The sequence below is a fragment of the Bacteroides sp. LFL-34 genome, from assembly GCF_027257075.1.
Lineage (GTDB): Bacteria > Bacteroidota > Bacteroidia > Bacteroidales > Bacteroidaceae > Bacteroides > Bacteroides ovatus.
Window position 1 is genome coordinate 1 of record NZ_JAPQKZ010000040.1, and the last position, 26885, is coordinate 26885.

Below are 26885 nucleotides of genomic sequence, written 5' to 3' on the forward strand. Positions count from 1 at the left end.
AATACGCAGAAGAATAATGTAGTAGATAACTTACTAATCCGTAACCTATTACCATAATGAGCAATTAACACACGCTCATTTCCAGCGGTTTACACTCTTTTAGTAACTTCCGGCAACAAAGATACAAATTATTTCGATGGTTCGTGATAAAATTATATCTTTGCACGGTTTTTACTAAGAAACTGAATAACAATACATCGAAAATATGATAGCTAAGATTGAACAACTTCTGAAAGAGGTGGAAGCCTTACACGCCTCCAATGCCGAAGAACTCGAAGCTCTCCGCATCAAATACCTAAGTAAGAAGGGAGCCATTAACGACTTAATGGCAGATTTCCGTAATGTAGCTGCCGAACAGAAAAAAGAAGTCGGCATGAGACTGAATGAACTGAAAACAAAAGCGCAGGACAAAATCAACGCGCTGAAAGAAATGTTTGAAAGTCAGGACAACGATTGTGACGGACTGGATTTGACGCGTTCGGCTTATCCTGTAGAACTCGGTACACGCCACCCGCTCACCATTGTAAAGAACGAAATCATTGATATCTTTGCCCGTCTGGGATTCAGCATTGCCGAAGGTCCGGAAATTGAAGATGACTGGCACGTGTTCTCGGCACTGAACTTTGCCGAAGACCATCCGGCACGCGATATGCAGGATACTTTCTTTATCGAAGCTCACCCGGACGTAGTATTGCGTACACATACTTCTTCTGTACAGACCCGTGTGATGGAAACTTCACAGCCTCCTATCCGCATCATCTGTCCGGGACGTGTATATCGTAACGAAGCTATCAGCTATCGCGCACACTGTTTCTTCCATCAGGTAGAAGCGCTGTATGTAGATAAAAACGTATCATTCACCGACTTGAAGCAGGTATTGCTGCTCTTCGCCAAAGAAATGTTCGGTGCTGATACAAAGATCCGTCTGCGTCCGTCTTACTTCCCGTTTACCGAACCAAGTGCGGAAATGGATATCAGCTGTAATATCTGCGGCGGTAAAGGATGTCCGTTCTGTAAACACACCGGCTGGGTAGAAATCCTCGGTTGCGGTATGGTAGACCCGAACGTACTTGAATCAAATGGTATAGACAGCAAAATATACAGCGGTTATGCCCTCGGTATGGGTATCGAGCGTATCACAAACCTGAAATATCAGGTGAAAGACCTCCGTATGTTCTCTGAAAACGATACACGCTTCCTAAAAGAATTCGAAGCGGCATATTAATAATGTGCTAAATTTACCAGTATGCCAATGTTCCCAATGAAACCGTCGGACGGTGATCGGGACATTGGCATATTCATCAACAGACCAATCAGGCCAACGGCGTTGGTTTCCAATCAATGCGAATCGGTCGATTGAACGATCATTCATTATGGCAAAGGATAGACTCATTACTCCCAGTTATTGTTTCATCTTGGCAGCCAACTTCCTGCTATACTTCGGTTTCTGGTTGCTGATTCCTGTTTTGCCGTTCTATTTATCCGAATTCTTCCAAGCTGGAAATTCCACTATCGGCATTGTCCTCTCCTGCTACACGGTGGCAGCTCTCTGTATCCGTCCATTTTCCGGTTATCTGCTCGACACGTTTGCCCGAAAACCTCTTTATCTGTTTGCTTACTTCATCTTTATGATGATGTTCGGCGGATATTTAATTGCCGGTTCCCTTACCTTATTTATTATATTCCGAATCATTCATGGCGTCTCTTTCGGAATGGTCACAGTAGGCGGAAACACGGTAGTAATAGACATTATGCCCTCTTCTCGGCGAGGGGAAGGCTTAGGTTATTACGGGCTTACCAACAATACAGCCATGTCCATCGGACCGATGTTCGGACTGTTTCTGCATGATGCGGGAGTTTCTTTTGCTACGATATTCTGCTATGCATTCGGTTCCTGTATTTTAGGTTTTCTATGCGCAAGTCTGGTTAAAACGCCCTACAAGCCTCCTGTGAAACGGGAACCGATCTCGCTCGACCGCTTTATCCTGATGAAAGGACTGCCTGCCGGACTTAGTCTGCTGTTACTTTCCATCCCTTACGGAATGACGACCAACTATGTTGCCATGTACGCCCGCCAAATAGGATTGAACACACAAACCGGATTCTTCTTCACCTTTATGGCAGTCGGTATGGCCATCTCGCGTATCTTTTCAGGAAAACTGGTGGATCGCGGAAAAATAACGCAAGTAATAGCTGCCGGATTATACCTGGTTGTTTTCAGCTTCTTCCTGCTTTCAACTTGTGTATATCTGATTCAATGGAATGATACAGCCTGTACCCTACTGTTTTTTGGCATCGCATTATTAATGGGTGTCGGGTTTGGAATTATGTTTCCGGCATTTAACACGCTGTTTGTCAACCTCGCCCCCAACAGTCAGCGGGGAACAGCGACTTCCACCTACCTCACTTCCTGGGATGTAGGAATCGGTATCGGTATGCTGACGGGAGGATATATCGCAGAAATAAGTACATTTGATAAGGCCTATCTTTTCGGAGCCTGCCTGACGGTAGTTTCCACCCTCTATTTCAAACTAAAAGTGACGCCTCATTACCATAAAAACAAGCTACGATGAGAAAGAAAGAACGTTATGAGAAAGTAATCGCCTGGTTTCAGGACAATGTACCTGTAGCCGAAACCGAACTGCATTACAACAATCCGTATGAGTTGCTGATCGCTGTTATTCTTTCTGCACAATGTACGGACAAACGGGTGAATATCATCACTCCTCCTTTGTATAAAGATTTTCCGACTCCGGAAGCATTGGCTGCCACTACGCCGGAAGTGATTTTCGAATATATACGAAGCGTGTCTTATCCCAACAACAAAGCCAAACATCTGGTCGGTATGGCAAAGATGCTGGTGAATGACTTCAATAGCGAGGTGCCGGATAATCTGGAAGATCTGATAAAGTTGCCCGGTGTAGGAAGAAAGACTGCCAATGTGATTCAGTCGGTTGTATTCAAAAAAGCGGCAATGGCGGTAGATACACACGTGTTCCGTGTCAGCCACCGTATCGGACTGGTGCCGGACAGTTGCACCACCCCGTTCAGCGTGGAAAAAGAACTGGTGAAGAATATTCCGGAAAAGCTCATACCGATTGCCCATCACTGGCTCATCCTGCACGGCCGTTACGTTTGTCAGGCACGTACTCCCAAATGTGACACCTGTGGTTTGCAAATGATGTGCAAATATTTCTGTAACACCTATAAAGTTACAAAAGAGGAACCAAAAGCCAAGAATAAATAACGATTTAATAGCAAGGAACCGAAATAAATAGTAACTTTGCGGTCGTTCTAAAAGAAGAATTTTAAAAACACTTTTAAATAAAAATAGAGTATTATGCAGACAATTGACAAATTCAATTTTGCCGGTAAAAAGGCATTTGTTCGCGTGGACTTCAATGTACCCCTGGACGAAAACTTCAACATTACAGATGACACTCGTATGCGTGCAGCTCTTCCTACTTTGAAGAAGATTCTGGCAGACGGCGGAAGCATCATCATTGGCTCTCACCTGGGCCGTCCGAAAGGCGTTGCCGATAAATTCTCTTTGAAACATATCATCAAGCATCTGTCTGAATTGCTGGGCGTTGAAGTTCAGTTCGCTAACGACTGCATGGGCGAAGAAGCTGCTGTAAAAGCTGCTGCTCTGCAACCGGGAGAAGTGCTGTTGCTCGAAAACCTTCGTTTCTACGCTGAAGAAGAAGGCAAACCAAGAGGTTTGGCAGAAGATGCAACTGACGAAGAAAAAGCTGCTGCTAAGAAAGCAGTAAAAGAAAGCCAGAAAGAATTTACCAAGAAATTGGCTTCTTACGCTGACTGCTACGTAAACGACGCATTCGGTACTGCTCACCGTGCACACGCTTCTACAGCATTGATCGCTAAATATTTCGATGTAAACAACAAGATGTTCGGTTACTTGATGGAAAAAGAAGTGAAAGCTGTTGATAAAGTATTGAACGATATCAAACGTCCGTTCACTGCTATCATGGGTGGTTCTAAAGTTTCTTCTAAAATCGAAATCATCGAAAACCTGTTGAGCAAGGTGGACAACCTGATCATCGCCGGTGGTATGACTTATACATTTACTAAAGCAATGGGTGGTAAAATCGGTATCTCTATCTGTGAGGACGACAAACTTGACCTGGCTTTGGATTTGATGAAAAAAGCAAAAGAAAAAGGTGTAAACCTGGTATTGGCTGTTGACGCTAAGATTGCTGACGCATTCTCTAACGATGCAAATACTAAATTCTGTGCTGTTGACGAAATTCCTGACGGATGGGAAGGTCTTGATATCGGTCCTAAGACTGAAGAAATCTTCGCTAACGTTATCAAAGAATCTAAGACTATTCTTTGGAACGGTCCTACAGGCGTATTCGAATTTGACAACTTCACTCACGGCTCACGTGCAGTAGGTGAAGCAATCGTTGAAGCAACTAAGAACGGCGCATTCTCACTTGTTGGTGGTGGCGACTCTGTAGCTTGTGTTAACAAGTTTGGTTTGGCTAGCGGTGTATCTTATGTTTCAACTGGTGGTGGCGCATTGCTCGAAGCAATCGAAGGAAAAGTTCTTCCGGGTATCGCTGCTATTCAAGAATAAGATAATTGTTAAAATCACATAGTTAATTATTAGAAGGGCAGTTCTTTGTGAAAAGAGTTGCCCTTATTTATAAAAACAGAATTCCTCTTATTTATAAAAACGAGGTATGAAAAGACCGATACTATTCTTTTGGTTCATCCTTTTCTTCCTTTACTCTTGTCAGAGTAAGAAAGGAGACAGCTCTTTTTTACCTCTAACCGAACTGCAACCACTTACCCTGGGCATGATGCCTACACTGGACGGACTTCCTTTTCATATAGCCAAAACGCAAGGCATTTACGACTCATTAGGACTGGATTTGACCATTCTTTCATTCAACTCTGCCAACGACCGGGACGCTGCTTTCCAAACCCGGAAAATAGATGGCATGATTACTGACTATCCCAGTGCGGTAGCATTACAAGCTATTCATCATACTGATTTAGGATTCATCCTGAAGAATGATGGTTATTTCTGCTTCATTGTCTCCAAAGAAAGTAACATCAACCAACTGGAACAGCTCAAGGAAAAGAATATCGCCGTGTCGCGCAACACAGTTATCGAATATGCCACCGACCAGCTATTAAGCAAAGCCGGAATCAAGCATGCGGAAATAAACATGCCGGAAATCGGCCAGCTTCCTCTCCGTCTGCAAATGTTGCAGTACAATCAAATTGATGCCTCTTTCCTACCCGACCCTGCCGCATCCATCGCCATGAACAGTAAACATCGTTCATTGGTAAGTACGCAAGAGTTGGGTATCGATTTCACCGCTACCGCTTTTTCACGAAAAGCGCTCAACGAGAAGAGAGAAGAAATCGAGCTACTCATCACAGGATATAACCTGGGAGTAGATTACATAAAAATGCACCCGCAGAAAGAATGGGAGCAAGTATTGATAGAAATAGGTGTGCCCGAAAATCTGACAGGACTCGTCGCCCTCCCCAATTATCAAAAAGCAAAACGCCCCTCCGCTGAAGCGATAGACAAGGCTATACACTGGTTGAAAGAAAATCACCGAATACCCCAAACCTACTCTGAAAAGAATCTGATTGACACTACATTTATTCCCACAGTATCAACCATAATACAGTATCAACCATAATCAAAATCAAATAACAACTAACTCATGCGAAAAACACTACTCCAACTCTTAACCTTTGTATTATGCATTACAAGTATGCAAAATCCTCTCCTGGCACAGGAGCAGACACCATTAAATCAAGTTGTCAACACACTGAAAGAACGGATTAGTCTCTCCGGATATGCCCAACTGGGATACACTTATGACGATGCAGCGAATCCGGATAACACATTCGACATCAAACGAATCATTTTCATGGCACACGGAAAGATCACCAAACGGTGGACTTGTGATTTTATGTACGACTTCTACAACGGGGGCATGTTACTCGAAGTGTATACCGATTATCAGTTTCTCCCCGGACTTACGGCACGTATCGGTGAATTCAAGGTTCCTTATACCATAGAAAACGAATTGTCTCCTACTACAGTAGAACTTATCAATTGCTATTCACAGTCTGTCTGCTATCTGGCAGGAGTAAGCGGTAGCGATAAGTGTTACGGAATGACTTCCGGACGGGATATCGGTATGATGCTTCACGGGAAATTATTTCGTGACTTCCTACAATATAAAGTAGCTGTAATGAACGGACAGGGACTGAATACCAAAGACAAAAACAGTCAAAAAGATGTGGTCGGTAATCTGATGGTTAATCCGCTGAAATGGTTGTCCGTAGGTGGTTCGTTTATCCGCGGAACAGGACACGCCATAGCTGACTCTGAATATACCGGAATCAAAGCAGGAGAAAATTACGCCAAGAGACGCTGGAGTGCAGGAGGGGTTGTCACCACTTCCACTTTTAATCTGCGTACGGAATATCTTGCCGGAAAAGATCGGAGTGTGAAAAGCGAAGGTTTCTATGCAACAGGAAGCGTGCGTTTTGCCCGGAATTTCGATTTCATCGCTTCGTACGATTATTTCAACCCTAACAAGAGTGCAGATTTCAAACAAAATAACTATATTGCAGGCGTACAATACTGGTTTTATCCCAGATGCCGGTTACAGGCACAATACACCTTTTGTAATAAGAAAGGAGATGGACAAAAAGATTCCAACCTGATACAAGCACAGGTACAAGTGAGGTTTTAAATTCAAGGACTAAATTTAAGTATTAGGTATTAAGTATTAGAGCCGAAGTATCAGGGTTAAGTTCCAAGGTAAAGTATCAAGGCTATAGTAAGTAGTACCTTAACAATAGGATTAAAGCAGTAGAGTTGAAGCAGCCGAATCAAATAATTATAAAATATAAATCTTATTAATAACAGAACAAAAAACATGGAAAGTAAAATCGCCGAAACCAACGCCCGAATAGACGTGGCCGACGTATTAAGAGGATTGGCAGTAATGGGGATCATCCTCTTGCACAGCATCGAACACTTTAATTTCTATTCTTTCCCGGAAGAAGTCCCTTTTGAATGGATGAAATTTACCGATCAGGCTATCTGGAGAGGATTATTCTTCACATTCAGTAATAAAGCATACGCTGTATTTGCTTTGCTCTTCGGTTTCAGTTTCTATATTCAGGACAATAACCAACAACGGAGAGGGAAAGATTTCCGCCTGCGTTTTTTATGGAGATTATTCATCCTATTCATTATAGGACAATTCAATGCCGCTTTCTTTACCGGCGAAATATTAACCATGTATGCGATTTTAGGAATTATCCTGCCGATATTCTGCCGGATGAGTGACCGTACAGTTGCCATCTTTGCTACTTTATTAATCCTTCAACCTATCGACTGGGCAAAACTGATCTATGCCTTGTGCAATCCTGACTATGTGGCAGGTAAAAGTTTGGCAGGTTATTATTTCAGCATCGCTTTCGACGTACAAAAACATGGCAACTTCCTTGAAACAGTCCGCATGAATATGTGGGAAGGACAAATGGCTAACATGACCTGGGCTTTGGAACATGGACGTATCTTACAAACACCGGGATTATTCCTATTCGGAATGCTGGTTGGCCGCCGCAAATATTTCCTGTATAGCGAACAGAACGAACGCTTGTGGTTAAAAGCATTAGCCATTTCGCTTCTCTGCTTCTTCCCCATCTACGGATTGAACAATATGTTGCCGGAATTCATCGAACGGAGTGCCGTCCTTGTTCCTCTACAGTTGATATTAAGTTCATTCAGCAGCCTTAGTTTCATGGTATTACTGGTGACAGGATTACTGTTGACTTTCTACCGTGTGAAAGACCGCAGTTTCTTTATGCGTTTCACATCTTATGGTAAAATGAGTTTAACGAATTATCTCGGGCAATCCATTTTCGGTTCTCTTTTGTTCTATCATTGGGGATTCGAATTGGGACGATATTTAGGAATCACCTATAGCTTCCTTTTTGGCATCCTTTTTGTTCTATTACAAATGGTATTCTGTTCGTGGTGGCTCCGACACCATAAACATGGTCCTTTTGAGGGTCTCTGGAAACGTTTGACCTGGATTGGAAAAAATAAATAATTAAATAATGATGAACGAAAAAACGATTAATGAACAATACGCATATATACGTACCTTACTTGAAGAGAAAAGGCTCAAGGAAGCTCTGATGCAGTTGGAATCTCTGCTGTGGCAGTGTCCTGACTGGGATCTACGCACTCGCCTGGAACAATTGCAGACTTCCTACAAATATATGCTGGAATACATGAAACAGGGAGCAAATGACCCTGAACGATGGAATCTGTATCAGAAAATGGTATCAGACACGTGGGGAATTGCCGACCAATCACGTTTGCTCATATTGGATAACGCTTCATCAAGATACTATCATGAAGTACGACGTACTCCCAAATCGCCAGATTTGTCAAACTATGGTCTTAAAACCATATTACACATACTGGAGTCTTTTAATGACGACTTGGCAGTCAGTGGATTACTGTCTGACGAAAAGATGGATGAAGTATTAAAGCGGCATGAGGACACGCTCAAGTTTATGTTTATCAGAACATGGACGAACAGTGCCTGGACTCCCGAAGACGAGGAAGATGCAAAAGCCATGCTTGCCTCGGAATTACTTCCGGGAGACGACTTATGCTTATTTGTCAGTGCCCTCACATTGAGCTTGATGGAATGTTTCGACTTACGAAAAATAATGTGGTTGCTTGATGCTTACGAGCATCCCAACGTCAACGTCAGCCAACGGGCATTGGTTGGTGCGATGATTATTTTCCACATTTACAGAAGCCGACTTACTTTCTATCCGGAACTGATAAAAAGGGTGGATCTCATGGAAGAAATTCCTTCATTCAGAGAAGATGTCGCTCGCATTTACCGCCAAATGCTATTATGTCAGGAAACGGAAAAGATTGACAAAAAGATGAGGGAGGAGATTATTCCCGAAATGCTGAAGAATGTTTCCTCCATGAAAAATATGCGGTTCGGCTTTGAAGAAAGCGATGAAGAGAACAACGACATGAATCCGGATTGGGAAGATGCATTCGAGAAATCCGGACTGGGGGATAAATTGCGTGAAATGAACGAATTGCAGTTGGAGGGTGCAGATGTATATATGAGTACTTTTGCGGCTTTGAAAAACTATCCGTTCTTCCGCGAGGTGCATAACTGGTTTTATCCATTCAGCAAGCAACAGTCTAATGTGCTCAAGGCAATGAAGCAGGCAGGAAATCAGGGAGGCAGTCTACTGGATTTAATTCTTCAATCGGGATTTTTCAGTAACAGTGATAAGTACTCTCTCTTTTTCACGATCCATCAATTGCCACAGTCACAACAGGATATGATGTTGAGCCAACTGAATGAACAACAGGTTGCAGAATTGGCGGAGAAATCGAATGTTGAGACGATGAAGAAATTCAATGAACGTCCGGGAACGGTCAGCAACCAGTACCTGCACGATTTGTATCGTTTCTTCAAACTTAGTGTGCGCAAGAGTGAATTCAGAGATATTTTTAAAGAGAAGCTCGATCTTCATCATGTCCCTGCACTCGACAATATATTGCACTGGGAAGATGTATTATTCCCCATTGCCGATTTCTACCTGTCAAAGGAACGTTGGGACGAGGCTATCGAAATTTATGAAGAGTTGGAAACGATTGGCGGATTCGAAGGAGAGAGTGCTGAATATTACCAGAAGTTTGGCTATGCATTGCAGAAAAGAAAGAAATATGCAGAAGCTATCCAGGCTTACCTGAAAGCAGACACGTTGAAACCGGATAATATCTGGAACAATCGCCATCTGGCTATTTGTTATCGGTTGAACAGAAATTACCAGGTAGCAATCACCTATTATAAGAAGGTAGAAGAAGCTGCTCCGGAAGATACCAATGTGACTTTCCATATCGGTAGCTGTCTGGCCGAATTGGGGCAATATGAAGAAGCACTGAATTATTTCTTCAAACTGGATTTCATCGAGAACAACTGTATTAAGGCATGGCGTGGTATCGGATGGTGTTCATTTATCAGCCAGAAACATGAACAGGCGATGAAGTATTATGAAAAAATAATAGAACAAAAGCCTCTGGCTATTGACTATATGAATGCAGGACATGTTGCCTGGGTGATGGGAGATATTCAGAAAGCGTCCGTTTTCTATGGAAAAGCCATTACGGCTAGTGGAAACCGGGAACGATTCCTGGAAATGTTCCATAAAGATGAAGAAGCTCTTCTCACACAAGGAATTCGGGAAGAAGATATTCCTCTGATGTTGGATTTATTATAGTCTTCCACATCTTTCAGTTTGGGATATTCAGTAAATGTTCCTGCTTAAAAATACAGAAAAAGGCTGCCTCATTTTCTATTTTGAGGTAGCCTTTGTGCATTATTGGACTAAGTATATCTTATGTATTTCATGTAATCAATAAGTTTATTACACTGATATATTCAGATATATTCAAGATACTTACTACAGCTTTTTCAACTCTCCGTACAGTTTCTGTATGGGAAGCCCCATAATATTATAGAAACTACCGGAAATTGATTTAACCCCGATATACCCGATCCACTCCTGAACGCCATAAGCTCCTGCCTTATCCATTGGCTGATAACGATCTACGTAATACAGGATTTCATCTTCCGACAAGACATCAAACAGCACTTCGGAGGAAGCGGTAAAGCTTTTTTGCCACTCGGTAGTAGTCAGGCAAACCCCTGTGAAAACCTGATGAGATTTTCCCGAGAGAGCGCGAAGCATTTCAATGGCTCCTTCCCTACCCTCCGGTTTTCCAAGCACTTTCCCATCTAACCAAACTATGGTATCTGCCGTAATCAATAATTCTCCCGGCTTCATCATGGTACGGTAGGCATCCGCCTTTTCACGGGCAATATATTCAGGTATTTCAGCACCCACCAATGTATCCGGGTATGACTCGTCTACATCCGGCAATGTTCTGACTACATAGTCTACTCCTAGTCCCGACATCAGTTCTTTCCGACGGGGAGAATTGGAAGCTAATATAATCTGATATTTATTTAAGTTATCAAGCATGGTTTTATTCGTTATTAAACAACGATTATTTATGATTAAGTTACCAACCGAAGGCGTCTTCCGCCATCCATAGACCGTGAGCTTTCAGCACCTGCTCCACTACATCACGTCCGCATCCACGACCACCGTCTGCATAAGAAATATACTTTGCAACGGATTTCACTTCCGGCACGGCATCTTTCGGGCAGCATGGCAGTCCGCACTCACACATCACTTCAATATCCGGCACGTCATCACCCATATATAGAATTTCATCATCGGTCAATCCGTACTTATCACGAAAAGCACGATAATCATGTATCTTCACAGCAGAACCCATGTATAAATCCTTCACTCCCAGTCCCTCAAAACGGATACGTACCGCTTCTGTCCGGCCACCGGTGATGATAGCTATGTGAAGTCCTTTTTTCACAGCCAACTGGATGGCGTACCCATCTTTGATATTCACCGTGCGCATCGGTTCTCCGGAAGGATGCAAAGGTACGGTTGTCGAACTCAATACTCCGTCCACATCAAAAGCTAAAGCTTTGATACGGGATAAATCATAATTGATGGTGCTCATGGATACTTTTGCTCATTAGTTTATATATTTCCTGCAATGCCGGAGAATCTACCAACATGGCAAGATGATTACTCATCACATTCTCATCGTAACGAACAGCGGGTCCGGTCTGTGCATCACGTGGCGCCAATTCGTGGACTTTACGTGCTGTTTCATCTATCAGCGGAAGCATGACATCGAAAGGCAAGTTGTATTTTTCAAGCAAATCAGCTGCTAATGCATACATGTGATTGGTGAAGTTACAGATAAAAACAGCAGCCAAATGAAGGCTCTTACGTTGCTCGGAAGAAGCCTCGTAGACCTTTTCCGAAAGTGTGGCGGCAACAGCCTTCAACAATTCCACGTCTTCCGGCCTTTTCGCTTCAACAAAGAAAGGCACTTCCTGAAATTTAACTTCACGTTGTTTGCTGAATGTCTGCATCGGATAAAATACTCCGTAACGTTCTGCATGCCCTTCCCAAACGCTCATCGGAATGCTTCCTGCCGTATGCACCAACAAAGACGCTTGCTTTCCTTCTGTTATCTGCGGTAACAAATCTACTAAAGCATCATCTTTCAACGATACGATATACAATTTTGCATCTTTGGAGACTGCCTGTAAATCTGTTGTATATTCAGCTTCTACTTTCTCGGCTAAGGTACGGGCAGATTCCATAGTCCGGCTATATACCTGTACAATGCGGAAACCTTTACGATAAAGAGCTTTCGCCAGATTAGTAGCCAAGTTACCTGCACCGATAAACACGATCGGTGTATCTTCTATACTTCTTTTCATTATTCTCTTATCGTTTTGCAAACCAGAATAAAACGATTCCGATGATGAGCAGTGTCAATGGCAACAGATATCCGGATAACGAACCCAATAAGGACATGACCAAACCGATATTCATCACTAGCCAAAGCCCAAGCAACACAAAACCAATTGATTTATCGCGTTTGAAAATAAGGAAACAGATCGAGGCGTACAATAGCATATTGTCCTTATTCATCACCCAGGGTAGCCCAATGGAAGAAAAATGAATCAGCTTATCGATCAGAAAAAGTGCTCCGATTACAATAAAGGTAACAGCAGTAGCCAGATAGGTATCTTTACTATTATTCGCTTTAGCAGCTCCCATACTTATTTTCCTCCGAACTTGTTAATATGAATTTTCTCCCATTGAAGATGTTCTTCATTGAAAGGTTTACGTTCCATCCCTTTATGTCCGATAGCAATGACAGAAAGAATCTGAAGTTGCAAGGGAATATCCAAAATTCCATGGACAAATTCATCGGAAGGCATTCCGGTGGCAGTGAAACGTTCGCGAACCTGCACCCAACAACTTCCCAAGCCAAGATCTTCAGCCTGCAACTGTATCATGATGGAAGCAATGGAAGCGTCTTCAATCCAAACATCACTGGCCAACGGATCGGCCATTACAACAATCGCCAAAGCTGCATCGGCAATGAACGAAGAAGCCTGTTCTTTGCAATGAGACAATTCTTTCAATACCTCTTTATCATCAACCACTACAAACTGCCAACTATTACTACGTTTGGAAGAAGGGGACATCAAAGCTGCTTTCATCAACGCAACTACCTGATCTTGTGTCAATTCTTCATCGGTGAACTTCCGCATACTACGACGGTTCTTTATTAATTCACTGAAATTTTCCATATTATTTCCGGTTTCATTTGATTAATGTATGCAAAGATAATGCAAACCGAGCGTAATAGGAAATAAAAGTTTATACTAAATGAAGAATATATTGTATCTTTGCACAGAGAAATAATTTCATTATGAAAAAGCGAATTACACAAGACGATTACGTTAAAGCGAATCGTAAAGCTAGCCGTGAGGCAGAAATTGAGATGTACGGACACCCTATTTGTCACAAACGAGTGCACCAGTCAAAGAAAGTATATAACCGCAGAAAGATAAAGGCAGCCGACAAAAAGCTGCCTTATTTTTTTGTCTTCAAAATAGCGTCACTATCCTCCAGACATAGCGACACTACACAATAAGAATGGCGTCACTATATTTAGGGGATTAAAAAAGCTGTTTATCTATTTACCTATTTACCTATCTATCTAATTATCTATACAATCCGCGTTAATTCCCCGGTCGTAGAATCAATAATAAATCCGTAGACTGTCACATCTGAAGGGATCAAAGGATGGCGTACAATAAAATCGACTGTTCCTCTCACCGACTTTTCCGTATCTTCGAAACCATCCAGCCACGAATGAAAGTCAACTCCGCAGAAACGCATCATGTCAATATAATCCGGATTGATTCCGCGTGCTTTCATTTTTTCGAGCATTTCTTCACTATGCATATGGCAAGCTCCACAATCAGAATGAGCAATCACCATTATTTCCTCTACCCCCAACTCAAAAATAGCAACAAGCAAACTACGTATCACGCTACCGAAAGGATGGGAAATAACCCCACCTGCATTTTTTATCATTTTCACATCGCCATTCTTAATTCCTAATGCTGCTGGCAGCAAAGCAGTCAGTCGGGTATCCATACAGGAAAGAATAGCTATTTTCTTATCGGGATATTTATTGGTAATATACGATTCGTATCCCTTGTTCTCAACAAATTGCTTGTTGTAAGCTAAAATTTCTTCTAACATAGTTCCGCTTTTTAAAAGTTCTGTTCGATTACACAAAGATATAGAAAAAAGGGACATATCATCACGACATATCCCCTCTTTAATCTAAATTTAATCTGTAAGAGTACTAATACCCATTGTTTCCATATTCTTCTGCATTATCAATCTGACTCAAGAAGTTAAAAGAAATCGGACGCAAATAATGCTTGTTTTCATCAAAATTTTCAGCTGCACGAGGATTACCAACAGCAAGACGTTGTTTAAAAGAATCTTTGTGACGCTTCATCAATACCCAACGTTGATATTCTCCACATAATTCACGAGCATATTCGTCCATAACATCATTCTGTGTAGCATTACTCAATTTCATAGCATTGTAAGATGCATCATTGCGAGCGGCACGCTTTTTCAGTACATTTAAATATTCAGCAGCTTTTCCGCCATTTCCTAATTGTTGGTTAGCTTCAGCTGCAATCAGATATACTTCAGCCATACGCATAATGAACACATCACCTGTCTTACGTTGCAAATTGCTACTATATGAATCTTCCGACAACCAATTGTATTTGTTGAAACCAGGGTACATATTTTTGTCATTAGTAACTTTTATATCTGTTTTACGATATTGTCCGTTATCAAACAAATCATCAATATTGATTACATAATATCTACGTTTCGCTTTCTCCGCATCCGAAAGTCTTTCCTTTGATAAGTAGAAACAGATTCTATCATCATCTTCAGCTACAGGGTAAGGTATCACATAGGGGTTCTTCACTTCCTGCAATTTGGAAGGATCACCGCTATTTTCACCTTTCGGCCAAACCTTGGCTATCATTTTGGGCGCCCAAGTTCCATCATAATATGTATAATTCAAATCACCATAAGGATAAATATACTCATTATGGAATTTTGCATCCAATCCATAAGTATCGATTATATTTTGAGTAAGAATTGTAAATGAACTAATATTATCATTTACGCCATGTTTTGTTCCAATTTTTGGTTTTGTACCATCATCCAATGTCTGCTTCTTATTAGTAAATAAATAACTACCTCCTGACTGTACGGCAGAAAACTGTACAAAAGCCGTAGTAAAGGTTACTTCCCACCGCTTATCATAATCAGCATCAAAACAATCCAGCAAATATTTGGAAGGTGCCAACGTATTATTATTAGTACGTCCATACCAATAATTTTGATTATCCGGAGTAGGATAAATAGTGAGAGTATTTGGCTTTGGATACATATAAGTAAAGTTGTTATTACATTGTGTTCCAGCATTCCAGTTCTCCAAATTCGTAGCATCCGGACCGGCAGCAATAAATAAAGCTTCTTTATTATTTCGATTATTTGCCGGAGCCCAAACATCTTCCACATCATCATACAGACAGTCACCATACGCTAAAATCATGTCCTCTGCCACTTCTTTAGCACGTTGCCAATAAGATACTCCCTCTTCTGTCAGCCCATATTCGCCACCACCTTGAGCATAAACGCGAGCCAAAAGTCCTAACGCGGTTTTCTTAGTCACACGCGCACGATTATTATCATAAGGAGTATCTTCAAGATTATTGGCCGCAAATTTCAAATCATCAATTATCTGCGTATATAGTTCTTCAATAGAGTTACGCTGCGGAGTCAAAATAGGATCTTGAGACGATTCTTCCAATGTTAACGTTACATTCCCATACGTATTCACCAATATGGAATAATAAAACGCACGAAGACAGCGGGCTTCAGCCACTAACGTCGTTATATCTTTTTCATTGCCATCCGTTAGTAATTCAGCCCTGTTTACTACTGCATTACAATTACCGATCATAGAATAAGCCTGACCGAATAATTTATTTGTAGCATTCGTATTCGTAGCTAAACCATCATAATAAATCACCTGCTTGGCATAATCCGGATTACCGGCAGGAGTTATCCAGCAGTCCGTACCACCTTCAGCCACAGACAAGAAATCATAGACACTGAATAACTGCCCGTAAAGTGATGAATAACAATAAGACTGTAATCCTTTAAGCCCATCGAACGTTGCAAGAATTTCATCTCCTGTTTTTTGGCTTGGATTATACTCATCAAGCGAGCAGGCAGACATTGAAGCCACAGCGAATGTAAGCGCTGCTATTTTATAGATTGTACTTTTCATTTCAATACTTTTTTTAGTGAAAAACTAGAATGTAACATTTACACCAAATACAAATTGTTTGGTCAATGGGTACTTCAGAGAACCATTCATTTCGGGATCATAGTCTTTCAGCAAATGGCTTTTCGCAAATACAAACGGATTTGTAATGGTAGCATAGAAACGACACTTCTCTATACCGGCTGATTTTAAGATAGATTTCGGCAGACTATATCCCAATGTAATGTTCTTAATCTTTATAAACGAACCGTCTACATAGCGTAATGCGTAATATCCCGTATATTGTTCGAGACCTTTATTAGCATTGGCGGCAGGAAAATCATTTGAAGGGTTGTTTTCAGTCCAATAATTAAAATAGGTCGGGAAGTTACGTATACCCTTCGGGTCATAAGACGTCAACATATCATAAGCAAACATCTGTCCGTAACGTGCATAAACAAACACACTTAAATCAAAATCCTTCCAGGTAAAATTATTCTGGAATCCTAAAGACCAATCCGGAGAGTTGTGACCCAGAATTTGATAATCTGCATCACTTGGAGTATATTTATTATCAGAAGTGTAATAAATAACATTACCATTTTCATCTACAGCAGCACTACCCGTTTCTTCATCTATTTTATAGAATCTACCATCAGATTCTTTTACTAAATTAGGTATATTGATTTTCAAATCACCAGGTGCAGCACCAAATACCGCCGCATCAGTTTCCTCACCTTTTTGCCATACACCATCCAACTTATAATGATAATAAGAGTTAATAGCTTCTCCCAATGCCAATGCATAACCGGTGTCACCATTATTAAGCACATCTGAATCTCCACCGGACAATTTGGTTATTTTCTCTTTATTATGATTGAAAGTTACACTTGAACTCCAGATAAAGTTCTTTGTTATAATATTACGTGTATTAAGAGCCAACTCAAAACCTTTATTGCTAGTCTCACACATATTTAAATTAGTAGTATAATTCGCTTTAGGTCCGCCATCCGGGGAGAATGCTCCATTAATAACAGGAAGTGCCTTGTTCCATATAACATCTTTTGTTTTTGTATTATAATATTCCATACTGACATCAATGCGATTATTTAAGAATGCAGCGTCAATACCAATATTCGTGTTATACGACTTTTCCCATGTAAGCAAATAGTTCGGAATATTCTGTGAGAATTTATAAATCGGCGTCAGAACACCTCCTAATATCATATTTACAGCAGTAGCATCCAATGATGCAGCAGACGAATACGGATCAATACCCGCTGTACTACCCGTAACACCATATCCGAAGCGAATTTTCAGATTACTCAACCAGTTAGTCGTACTCTCCATAAATTTTTCATCAGAGATTCTCCATCCCAAAGAAAAAGCCGGGAAAGTATCCCATTTATTACCTTCTGCCAGTCTGGAAGAGCCGTCATGGCGGACAGATGCAGCAAATAAATACCTACCCATATATGAATAGTTCAAACGGCCGACATATCCCATCCCCTTAGACATACTATAAGAAGTACTTCCCGAAGTTGCGGAATTACCATCAAGAATATTATGCCATAAGAATTTATTATCAGAAACACCTTTTTGATACAAAGTAGTGACATCGCTACGATTGTGATTCCAAGATGTAACTGCAGTAAGAGTTATATCATGCACTTTCTTAATCTGGAAATTGTAAGTAAGTATATTTTCCCACTTATAATTATACGAACGGTTGTCCTTAACTTGCGCCTTAATGCCGTCTGCCGTTTGATTTGCCTTATACCATTGAACAGACCCCTCTCCTGTGAAAGTGTTACTACGTGAATATCCCAAACTAGCACCAGCACGAGTAATAAAAGTCAGCCCTTTAAGAGGAGTGATTTCCAAGTAAGGATTAAAATAGACCTTAAGGTTTTGAGCCTGATTGCGGTACAAACTTTTATCCTCATTTAAAAGATAATTATATACTGTAGATGAAGGATCGGCAACAGGTTGCGGATTGATGCTTCCATCTTCATTATACAACGATCCAAGAGGATTTGACGCCATCAAAGTCTGTAAATCAGAATCAGCTTTATTTTGATGTACATAAGACAGTTGAGCATCAATGCCCACCTTCATCCACTTTTTAATCTTATGATCTACCCGGATTTTAGATGAATAAAGTTTATAGCTATCTTGTGCAAACTGCCCATCCTCATTAGAGAAGTTCAGAGAAAAATATGCCTTTGTCTTTTCCGTTCCACCAGCCACAGAAACAGAATAATTCTGTGTTACACTGGTTTTCAACAAAGCATCCACCCAATCTATATATTGGCCATTTTGATGTGCACTCCATTCAGCATCAGTAGTAAACAGATTTTTATCATCAGCAACCGAACTCCAACGTCCATCGCCAGCACCAACAGATGCATCTCTCAAGGTTTGTATATAACTTTCTCCACTACGCATCTCCGGAGTCCTTGACCAGCCGTTTACACCTACGTATGCATTAAAATTAACAATTGCTTTGCCTTCCTTACCACCTTTAGTAGTAATTAAAATAACACCGTTCGCACCACTTGAACCATAAATAGCTGTCGAAGAAGCATCTTTTAAAACTTCAATGCTTTCAATATCATTCGGATTCAATGTAGAATAATCCCCCGGCATACCATCAATTATAAATAAAGGATTTCCGGAATCCTTCTGGAATGACCGGTTACCACGCAACTGCATCTTTACTCCCGAACCGGCCTGTCCCGATTCACGCGTAATATCCAATCCTGCCACCTTACCTTGTAAAGCCTGCATCGGATTTGAACTTGGATTCATCACTACATCTTCACTTTTTACAGAAGTGATAGCTCCTGTCAAATCGCGTTTTTTCATCGTACCGTAACCCACAACAACCACTTCATCCAATGCCTGTGTGTCCGAAACCATTTTCACATTGACCGGTCCGTTGCCTGTCACTGTCACCGTTTGTTCTTTGTAACCGATATAAGAAATGACCAGTTCTTTTCTTCCCGCCGGAAGATCGATAGAGAAGTTACCGTTAAAATCGGTAATCGTACCTGTACTTGTTCCTTTCACAACGATAGAAACTCCAATCAGCGGCTCCCCGCTTTCATCAATGATAGTTCCTTTCACAGTTTTCGTTTGTGTGACAACTTGCACCATAGTATTAGAAACTCCATCTTCTGCATACACAGAATATGACAGAGGGGCAGACAATAAAGACAGCCCTAAAATCATGGAAGCGCGTCTATGATGATTCTTCCATGCTTCAACAAATGCATTACATCTCATTCGTTCTAATTTAAAGTTAATATTAATTCTCGTTGTTTTGCAAAAACTATTCGATTATAATCTTAATTAAAGACGAATCTAATTTTAATACGTACTCACTTTTCATACCATATTTCTCCTATAAAATATATTTTCTCCATTAAATACGCAACTATATATTATACTTTACTTCAAGCAGCTCCAACAAATTCTTTGTTTTGTTGTTGAATAAAGAATAAAAAGTGTAAATTTGTACCTAGATGCCACTTAAACTAACCACATATTATCATGGGAAGGACATTCCTGAATTACCAGGAAAAAACGCCTTCCATTCCAAAGAGTTATTTCAGATTTATGAAGCGACTCCGGGCTATACTCCTTTATTAATAGTGGCAACAGAAGACGGCAGACCTATGGCACGCCTGCTTGCCGCCATCCGCAAAGCGAAAAAGTGGCTTCCCTCCTCTTTAGTGAAACATTGCGTAGTATATAGCGAAGGTGAATTTCTGGATGAGTCGCTTTCGACCAACAAAGAAAAGGCAGAAGAAGTCTTTGGCGATATGCTCGAACATCTCACACAAGAAGCATCGCGTAGCTGTGTCCTGATCGAATTCCGGAACCTCAATAATTCGATGTTCGGTTACCGGGTTTTCCGTGCCAATGATTATTTCCCTGTCAACTGGCTGCGGGTACGCAATTCGCTGCACAGTATGAAAAAGACGGAAGACCGGTTCAGCCCGTCGCGCATCCGTCAGATAAAAAAAGGACTCAAGAATGGAGCCAAAGTAGAGGAGGCACATACCGTGGAAGAAATACACGATTTCTCACGGATGCTGCACAAGGTTTATTCCTCCCGCATACGCAGATATTTCCCTGCCAACGACTTTTTCCGCCACATGAACAATATGTTAATCAAAGGACAACAGGCAAAAATATTCGTTGTGAAATACAAAGAGAAAATCATTGGCGGTTCTGTCTGTATCTATTCGGGAGACGACGCATACCTTTGGTTTTCCGGAGGAATGAGAAAGACATACGCACTTCAATATCCGGGTGTGCTAGCCGTTTGGAAAGCATTGGAAGACGCACACCAACGGGGATTCCGACACATGGAATTTATGGATGTAGGACTTCCGTTCCGTAAACACGGTTATCGTGATTTCGTTCTTCGCTTCGGAGGAAAACAAAGCAGTACCCGCCGTTGGTTCCGCATCAATTGGAGTTGGCTGAACAAACTCTTAGTCAAGTTTTATGTCTAAATGTAATCTCAAGATTACAAAACAATGTTTTATGCTCCTTTCCCACCATTTTTTCTGTTTAATAATCCAATAATTAAATGCAGAAATATTTCTTTATTAGATAAGAAATGTCTTTCTTTGTGCTGTTTTATGCCTTATAAGCACAGATTTAAAACCAAATAAAAAAAGTATAGTTATGAAGATTTCACACATTGAACATCTGGGCATTGCTGTAAAAAGCATCGAAGAAGCCCTTCCTTACTACGAAAATGTATTAGGTCTGAAGTGTTACAACATTGAAACAGTGGAAGATCAGAAAGTAAGAACTGCTTTTTTAAAAGTGGGCGAAACAAAAATTGAACTGTTGGAGCCTACTTGCCCGGAGAGTACTATTGCCAAATTCATTGAAAACAAAGGTGCAGGCGTTCACCACGTCGCATTTGCTGTAGAAGATGGCGTAGCCAATGCGCTGGCAGAGGCAGAAGGCAAAGAAATCCGCCTTATCGACAAAGCTCCCCGCAAAGGTGCTGAAGGTTTGAATATCGCTTTCCTTCACCCGAAATCAACTTTGGGTGTGTTAACAGAACTCTGCGAACATTAATCATAAACTCTAAAACCAACAAGAACTCATGAGTAATCAACTTGAAAAAATTAAAGAGCTTATTGAACGCCGTGCCGTAGCACGTATCGGAGGCGGTGAAAAAGCAATTGCGAAGCAACACGAAAAAGGGAAATACACAGCACGCGAGCGTCTGGCTATGCTGCTTGACGAGGGTAGCTTCGAAGAAATGGACATGTTCGTTGAGCACAGATGCACGAACTTCGGCATGGAGAAAAAACATTACCCGGGAGACGGTGTAGTAACCGGCTGCGGTACGATCGAAGGACGTCTGGTATATGTGTTCGCACAAGACTTCACTGTTTCTGCCGGTTCACTGTCAGAAACGATGTCATTGAAAATTTGTAAAATCATGGATCAAGCCATGAAGATGGGCGCTCCCTGTATCGGTATCAACGACTCGGGTGGTGCACGTATTCAGGAAGGTATCAACGCTTTGGCAGGTTATGCAGAAATCTTCCAACGCAATATCCTTGCTTCCGGTGTTATCCCACAGATTTCAGGTATCTTCGGTCCTTGTGCCGGCGGTGCTGTTTATTCTCCGGCTCTGACCGACTTCACGCTAATGATGGAAGGTACTTCTTATATGTTCCTTACCGGACCAAAAGTTGTGAAGACCGTAACAGGTGAAGACGTTAGCCAGGAAAACCTCGGTGGCGCAAGCGTTCACTCCACTAAATCAGGTGTGACTCATTTCACCGCTAAAACAGAAGAAGAAGGTTTCGAGCTGATTCGTAAACTGTTGAGTTATATTCCTCAAAACAACCTCGAAGAAGCTCCTTATGTAGATTGCACAGACCCAATCGACCGTCTGGAAGATTCTTTGAACGATATTATCCCCGACAGCCCTACTAAACCGTATGACATGTACGAAGTGATCGGCGCTATTGTGGACAACGGTGAATTCCTTGAAATCCAGAAAGATTATGCAAAGAATATCATCATCGGTTTCGCCCGTTTCAACGGACAATCGGTAGGTATCGTTGCTAATCAGCCTAAGTATCTGGCTGGTGTGCTCGATAGCAACGCATCTCGTAAGGGTGCACGTTTCGTTCGTTTCTGCGATGCATTCAATATTCCTATCGTATCGTTGGTAGACGTACCGGGATTCCTTCCGGGAACAGGTCAGGAATACAATGGCGTTATCCTTCATGGTGCTAAACTGTTGTATGCTTACGGTGAAGCTACTGTGCCTAAGGTTACGATTACATTGCGTAAATCCTACGGTGGTTCTCACATCGTAATGAGCTGTAAGCAACTTCGCGGTGACATGAACTACGCATGGCCGACTGCTGAAATCGCAGTAATGGGTGGAGCAGGAGCAGTAGAAGTATTGTACGCACGCGAAGCCAAAGATCAGGAAAACCCTGCTCAATTCCTTGCAGAGAAAGAAGCAGAATACACGAAATTGTTCGCCAATCCTTACAATGCAGCTAAATATGGCTACATCGACGATGTGATTGAACCGCGCAACACACGTTTCCGTGTGATCCGTGCTTTGCAGCAGTTGCAGACTAAGAAATTGAGCAATCCGGCTAAGAAGCATGGTAATATTCCGTTGTAATCCTACTTTTCACATTAAAACAAGAACGATTATGAACAAAACCAAAATCGGAATATTCCTTTCTTTGCTGTTGCTGATTGGTCTGACTTCTTGTGGAGAGCAAAAGTCGAACAATAAGCTGGTGCTAAACGAAATCCTGATAGACAATCAGAGTAATTTTCAGGACGATTACGGATTGCACAGCGCATGGATTGAAATATTCAATAAATCATTCGGTAGCGCCGACCTGGCAGCTTGCTTGCTGAAAGTAAGCAGCCAACCGGGCGATACAGTTACTTATTTTATCCCGAAAGGTGATATACTTACCTTAGTGAAACCCCGCCAACATGCACTATTCTGGGCAGATGGCGAACCTAACCGTGGTACTTTCCATACCAGCTTCAAGCTGAATCCGGAAACAGCTAATTGGGTTGGTCTGTTCGACTCCGGCAAGAAGTTGCTCGACCAGATTGTAGTGCCCGCAGGCACTCTCGGTCCCAATCAATCATACGCTCGTGTAAGCGACGGGGCAGCTGAATGGGAAGTAAAAAGTGGAAGCGGTGACAAATACGTGACTCCGAGCACCAACAACAAGACTCTTGACAGCAATTCCAAGATGGAAAAGTTTGAAGAACACGATGCTGATGGCGTTGGAATGTCCATTTCTGCCATGAGCGTAGTATTCTGCGGATTGATTCTTCTCTTTATTGCTTTCAAGATTGTAGGAAAAGTAGCTGTTAATTTGAGCAAGCGCAACGCTATGAAATCTAAAGGAATTGACAAGCATGAAGCTAAGGAACTGTCACAGGCTCCGGGCGAAGTATACGCTGCTATTTCTATGGCATTACACGAAATGCAGGATGAGGTGCACGACGTAGAAGAAACGGTGCTGACCATCACCCGCGTAAAACGCAGCTACTCACCATGGAGTTCGAAGATTTACACTTTGCGTGAAACTCCTCCCAGAAAGTAAGTCACCTTTTAAAAAGTAAAAACGATGAAAGAATATAAATATAAAATCAACGGTAACTCATATAAAGTAACCATCGGAGATATTGAAGACAACATCGCTCATGTAGAAGTGAACGGTACACACTATAAAGTAGAAATGGAGAAACAGCCGAAGCCTGTTGCGAAACCCGTGACAGTACGCCCGATGCCTAATGCTCCTGCTGCTCCTACTCAAGTAGTGAAACCGACCGCTCCGTCTACCGGAAAATCAGGAGTAAAATCTCCGCTGCCGGGTGTGATCCTCGACATCAAAGTGAATGTAGGCGATACTGTAAAGAAAGGACAGACCATTATCATATTGGAAGCCATGAAGATGGAAAACAATATCAATGCGGATAAGGACGGTAAGATTACTGCCATCAACGTCAACAAGGGAGACTCTGTTCTTGAAGGTAATGACCTCGTAATTATTGAATAATATGGGAGACTTTATAAACTTTTTAGGAAATAACCTGGCCGACTTCTGGACATACACAGGCTTTGCCAATGCTACGGTAGGGCATGTAGTCATGATTCTCGTTGGCTTGGTATTCATCTATTTGGCAATAGCCAAAGAGTTCGAACCAATGTTGCTGATTCCTATCGGTTTCGGTATGTTGATCGGTAATATACCTTTTAATATGGATGCCGGGCTGAAAGTCGGTATTTATGAAGAAGGTTCTGTATTGAATATATTGTATCAGGGAGTGACCTCCGGCTGGTATCCGCCACTCATCTTTTTGGGTATCGGTGCCATGACGGACTTCTCGGCACTTATCTCTAATCCAAAATTGATGCTAATTGGTGCAGCTGCACAGTTCGGTATCTTCGGTGCATATATGATCGCGTTAGAAATGGGCTTCGATCCGATGCAAGCCGGTGCTATCGGTATCATTGGTGGAGCAGACGGCCCGACGGCCATCTTCCTTTCTTCCAAGCTAGCACCTAACCTGATGGGAGCCATTGCGGTGTCCGCCTACTCCTATATGGCGTTAGTTCCGGTGATACAGCCGCCTATCATGCGTCTGCTCACCACCAAGAACGAACGTGTCATCCGCATGAAACCGCCACGTGCCGTTTCTCACACGGAGAAGGTGATTTTCCCGATCATCGGTTTGTTGCTGACTTGTTTCCTGGTTCCTTCCGGTCTGCCTTTGCTGGGTATGCTGTTCTTCGGTAACCTGTTGAAAGAAAGTGGTGTAACCCGCCGTTTGGCTAATACAGCCAGTGGTCCGTTGATTGATACAATCACTATCCTGTTGGGTCTGACAGTAGGTGCTTCTACACAAGCATCCGAATTCCTGACGCTTGACTCTATCAAGATCTTTGCCCTCGGTGCATTGTCATTTGTTATTGCAACTGCCTCCGGTGTCATCTTCGTTAAGATCTTCAATATCTTCCTGAAGAAAGGTAATAAGATCAATCCGTTGATCGGTAATGCAGGTGTTTCTGCTGTTCCCGACTCTGCACGTATCTCACAAGTGATTGGTTTGGAATATGATTCGACCAACTATTTGCTGATGCACGCTATGGGTCCGAACGTTGCCGGAGTGATCGGTTCAGCTGTTGCTGCCGGTATTCTGCTTGGATTCTTGATGTAAGAAACATTATATAATAGATAAGAACACCCGTGTTACATTCAGTTGTGACACGGGTGTTCTTTATTACAGCCATAGTGTTATCTTCTCTCCGTTCTGAAACGATTAAACGTCATAAAAAAGGCTGCTACCAGTGTTCAAACCGGAGCAGCCTCTTTCTTTTATTTATGGAATAATCCGGAGATTATTACTGTGCCAATTTGTTGTCAGAACCGAGCACGTTGATGATTTTGTGCTTGTACAGTTTTTCCATGTTGTCACGAGCCGGGCCAAGATACTTACGTGGGTCGAATTCAGCCGGTTTTTCAGCGAAAGTCTTACGGATAGCAGCAGTCATAGCCAGACGTGAGTCAGAGTCGATGTTGATTTTGCAAACAGCAGACTTAGCAGCTTTACGCAATTCTTCTTCCGGAATGCCGATAGCAGCTTTCAGTGCACCACCATATTTGTTGATAGTTTCCACTTCTTCTTCCGGAACTGAAGATGATCCGTGAAGAACGATAGGGAATCCCGGAAGTTTTTCCATTACAGCGTCCAATACTTCGAAAGCCAATGGAGGAGGAACCATACGGCCAGTCTTCGGGTCGATGTGGCATTGTTCCGGAGTAAATTTGTAAGCACCGTGAGAAGTACCGATTGAGATAGCCAAAGAGTCGCAACCAGTGCGAGTAGCGAAGTCGATTACTTCTTCAGGGTCAGTATATGTGTGGTGGTCAGCAGAAACTTCATCTTCTACACCAGCCAATACGCCAAGTTCACCTTCTACAGTTACGTCGAACTGATGAGCGTATTCAACAACTTTCTTAGTCAATGCTACGTTTTCTTCGTAAGGAAGGTGAGAACCATCGATCATTACTGAAGAGAAACCAGAATCAATACAAGATTTGCAAGTTTCGAATGTATCTCCGTGGTCAAGATGAAGAACGATTTCCGGATGTGCGCAGCCTAATTCTTTAGCATATTCTACAGCACCCTGTGCCATGTAACGCAACAAAGTAGCGTTAGCATACTGACGAGCACCTTTAGAAACCTGAAGAATCACAGGAGATTTAGTTTCAACAGCAGCCTTGATGATAGCCTGCATTTGTTCCATATTGTTGAAGTTGAATGCTGGGATAGCATATCCACCTTTGATAGCCTTAGCAAACATTTCTCTTGTGTTTACCAATCCTAAATCTTTGTAATTTACCATTTTGTTTAAAGTTTATTGTTAGTGAATAAAAATTCTACGCAAAAG

General features: G+C 41.9%; 24 protein-coding genes. 15 read left to right on the forward strand and 9 right to left on the reverse strand.

What is annotated here, in order from left to right; translation table 11 throughout:
* Window positions 1-205 precede the first annotated feature (205 nt).
* The 8 genes from pheS to N5O98_RS20380 all read left to right on the forward strand — a co-directional run bounded on the left by pheS (window position 206) and on the right by N5O98_RS20380 (window position 10338).
* Window positions 206-1225, forward strand: a complete 1020-nt coding sequence (gene pheS, locus N5O98_RS20345; RefSeq protein WP_004300862.1) for a phenylalanine--tRNA ligase subunit alpha — start codon at window positions 206-208, stop codon at window positions 1223-1225.
* Window positions 1226-1373: 148 nt separating this feature from the next.
* Complete coding sequence (locus tag N5O98_RS20350; RefSeq protein WP_118161344.1) at window positions 1374-2573, forward strand: MFS transporter; 1200 nt, start codon at window positions 1374-1376, stop codon at window positions 2571-2573.
* Complete coding sequence (nth, locus tag N5O98_RS20355; RefSeq protein ID WP_061447805.1) at window positions 2570-3247, forward strand: endonuclease III; 678 nt, start codon at window positions 2570-2572, stop codon at window positions 3245-3247. The genes N5O98_RS20350 and nth overlap by 4 nt, the downstream gene beginning before the upstream one ends.
* Window positions 3248-3340: 93 nt before the next feature.
* On the forward strand, window positions 3341-4600 hold the full coding sequence (locus N5O98_RS20360) for a phosphoglycerate kinase (RefSeq protein WP_004300866.1): 1260 nt from the start codon (window positions 3341-3343) through the stop codon (window positions 4598-4600).
* 106 nt (window positions 4601-4706) lie between these two features.
* Entirely contained in the window at window positions 4707-5684 is a 978-nt protein-coding gene (locus tag N5O98_RS20365) for an ABC transporter substrate-binding protein (RefSeq protein WP_008644886.1), read from the forward strand.
* 24 nt (window positions 5685-5708) lie between these two features.
* Window positions 5709-6752: a porin gene (locus N5O98_RS20370; protein ID WP_032849282.1), complete on the forward strand. Its 1044-nt coding sequence runs from the start codon at window positions 5709-5711 to the stop codon at window positions 6750-6752.
* 186 nt (window positions 6753-6938) lie between these two features.
* Entirely contained in the window at window positions 6939-8123 is a 1185-nt protein-coding gene (locus tag N5O98_RS20375; protein ID WP_074705417.1) for a DUF418 domain-containing protein, read from the forward strand.
* A 7-nt stretch (window positions 8124-8130) separates the two neighbouring features.
* Complete coding sequence (locus N5O98_RS20380) at window positions 8131-10338, forward strand: tetratricopeptide repeat protein (protein ID WP_004300870.1); 2208 nt, start codon at window positions 8131-8133, stop codon at window positions 10336-10338.
* Between the two features lie 183 nt (window positions 10339-10521).
* On the opposite strand, the gene N5O98_RS20385 is transcribed toward N5O98_RS20380, so the two are convergent.
* Genes N5O98_RS20385 through N5O98_RS20405 form a run of 5 tightly spaced genes read right to left on the reverse strand, consistent with a single transcriptional unit; the run spans window position 10522 to window position 13322 of the window.
* Window positions 10522-11103 (reverse strand): Maf-like protein, encoded by a 582-nt coding sequence (locus N5O98_RS20385; RefSeq protein ID WP_004300871.1) that lies wholly within the window; start codon window positions 11101-11103, stop codon window positions 10522-10524.
* A gap of 40 nt (window positions 11104-11143) precedes the next feature.
* A complete protein-coding gene (locus N5O98_RS20390) occupies window positions 11144-11665 on the reverse strand; it encodes a KdsC family phosphatase (protein WP_004304399.1) in 522 nt (173 codons plus the stop codon).
* Window positions 11646-12440 carry a Rossmann-like and DUF2520 domain-containing protein gene (locus N5O98_RS20395; protein WP_004311403.1) on the reverse strand — a complete coding sequence of 265 codons (795 nt, stop codon included), beginning with the start codon at window positions 12438-12440 and terminating at the stop codon, window positions 11646-11648. Before N5O98_RS20395 ends, N5O98_RS20390 begins: the two co-directional genes overlap by 20 nt.
* Before the next feature lie 7 nt (window positions 12441-12447).
* Window positions 12448-12783 (reverse strand): hypothetical protein, encoded by a 336-nt coding sequence (locus N5O98_RS20400; RefSeq protein WP_004300874.1) that lies wholly within the window; start codon window positions 12781-12783, stop codon window positions 12448-12450.
* A 2-nt stretch (window positions 12784-12785) separates the two neighbouring features.
* Window positions 12786-13322, reverse strand: a complete 537-nt coding sequence (locus N5O98_RS20405; protein WP_004327009.1) for a nitroreductase family protein — start codon at window positions 13320-13322, stop codon at window positions 12786-12788.
* Window positions 13323-13444: 122 nt separating this feature from the next.
* On the opposite strand from N5O98_RS20405, the gene N5O98_RS20410 reads away from it, so the two are divergent.
* The gene (locus N5O98_RS20410; protein WP_008774788.1) at window positions 13445-13669 is read left to right on the forward strand and encodes a hypothetical protein; all 225 of its coding nucleotides are present in this window, start codon (window positions 13445-13447) and stop codon (window positions 13667-13669) included.
* A 74-nt stretch (window positions 13670-13743) separates the two neighbouring features.
* Here the strand turns inward: N5O98_RS20410 and N5O98_RS20415 are convergent, their stop codons facing one another.
* From N5O98_RS20415 to N5O98_RS20425, 3 genes are all read right to left on the reverse strand, one after another.
* A complete protein-coding gene (locus N5O98_RS20415) occupies window positions 13744-14286 on the reverse strand; it encodes a beta-class carbonic anhydrase (RefSeq protein WP_004321516.1) in 543 nt (180 codons plus the stop codon).
* Window positions 14287-14392: 106 nt separating this feature from the next.
* Window positions 14393-16417 carry a RagB/SusD family nutrient uptake outer membrane protein gene (locus N5O98_RS20420; RefSeq protein ID WP_004300878.1) on the reverse strand — a complete coding sequence of 675 codons (2025 nt, stop codon included), beginning with the start codon at window positions 16415-16417 and terminating at the stop codon, window positions 14393-14395.
* 24 nt (window positions 16418-16441) lie between these two features.
* Window positions 16442-19681 carry a SusC/RagA family TonB-linked outer membrane protein gene (locus N5O98_RS20425; protein ID WP_118161343.1) on the reverse strand — a complete coding sequence of 1080 codons (3240 nt, stop codon included), beginning with the start codon at window positions 19679-19681 and terminating at the stop codon, window positions 16442-16444.
* A 239-nt stretch (window positions 19682-19920) separates the two neighbouring features.
* On the opposite strand from N5O98_RS20425, the gene N5O98_RS20430 reads away from it, so the two are divergent.
* The 6 genes from N5O98_RS20430 to N5O98_RS20455 all read left to right on the forward strand — a co-directional run bounded on the left by N5O98_RS20430 (window position 19921) and on the right by N5O98_RS20455 (window position 25651).
* Complete coding sequence (locus N5O98_RS20430; protein WP_008025997.1) at window positions 19921-20919, forward strand: GNAT family N-acetyltransferase; 999 nt, start codon at window positions 19921-19923, stop codon at window positions 20917-20919.
* 175 nt (window positions 20920-21094) lie between these two features.
* The gene (gene mce / locus N5O98_RS20435; protein ID WP_004311398.1) at window positions 21095-21499 is read left to right on the forward strand and encodes a methylmalonyl-CoA epimerase; all 405 of its coding nucleotides are present in this window, start codon (window positions 21095-21097) and stop codon (window positions 21497-21499) included.
* Window positions 21500-21527: 28 nt separating this feature from the next.
* On the forward strand, window positions 21528-23081 hold the full coding sequence (locus N5O98_RS20440) for an acyl-CoA carboxylase subunit beta (protein WP_004327014.1): 1554 nt from the start codon (window positions 21528-21530) through the stop codon (window positions 23079-23081).
* Window positions 23082-23112: 31 nt separating this feature from the next.
* Window positions 23113-24033: an OadG family transporter subunit gene (locus N5O98_RS20445; RefSeq protein ID WP_032851526.1), complete on the forward strand. Its 921-nt coding sequence runs from the start codon at window positions 23113-23115 to the stop codon at window positions 24031-24033.
* A gap of 24 nt (window positions 24034-24057) precedes the next feature.
* On the forward strand, window positions 24058-24489 hold the full coding sequence (locus N5O98_RS20450; protein ID WP_004300895.1) for an acetyl-CoA carboxylase biotin carboxyl carrier protein: 432 nt from the start codon (window positions 24058-24060) through the stop codon (window positions 24487-24489).
* 1 nt (window position 24490) lies between these two features.
* Window positions 24491-25651, forward strand: a complete 1161-nt coding sequence (locus tag N5O98_RS20455; RefSeq protein ID WP_117611226.1) for a sodium ion-translocating decarboxylase subunit beta — start codon at window positions 24491-24493, stop codon at window positions 25649-25651.
* A gap of 184 nt (window positions 25652-25835) precedes the next feature.
* On the opposite strand, the gene N5O98_RS20460 is transcribed toward N5O98_RS20455, so the two are convergent.
* Window positions 25836-26840, reverse strand: a complete 1005-nt coding sequence (locus N5O98_RS20460) for a class II fructose-bisphosphate aldolase (RefSeq protein ID WP_008644872.1) — start codon at window positions 26838-26840, stop codon at window positions 25836-25838.
* Window positions 26841-26885: the final 45 nt, after the last annotated feature.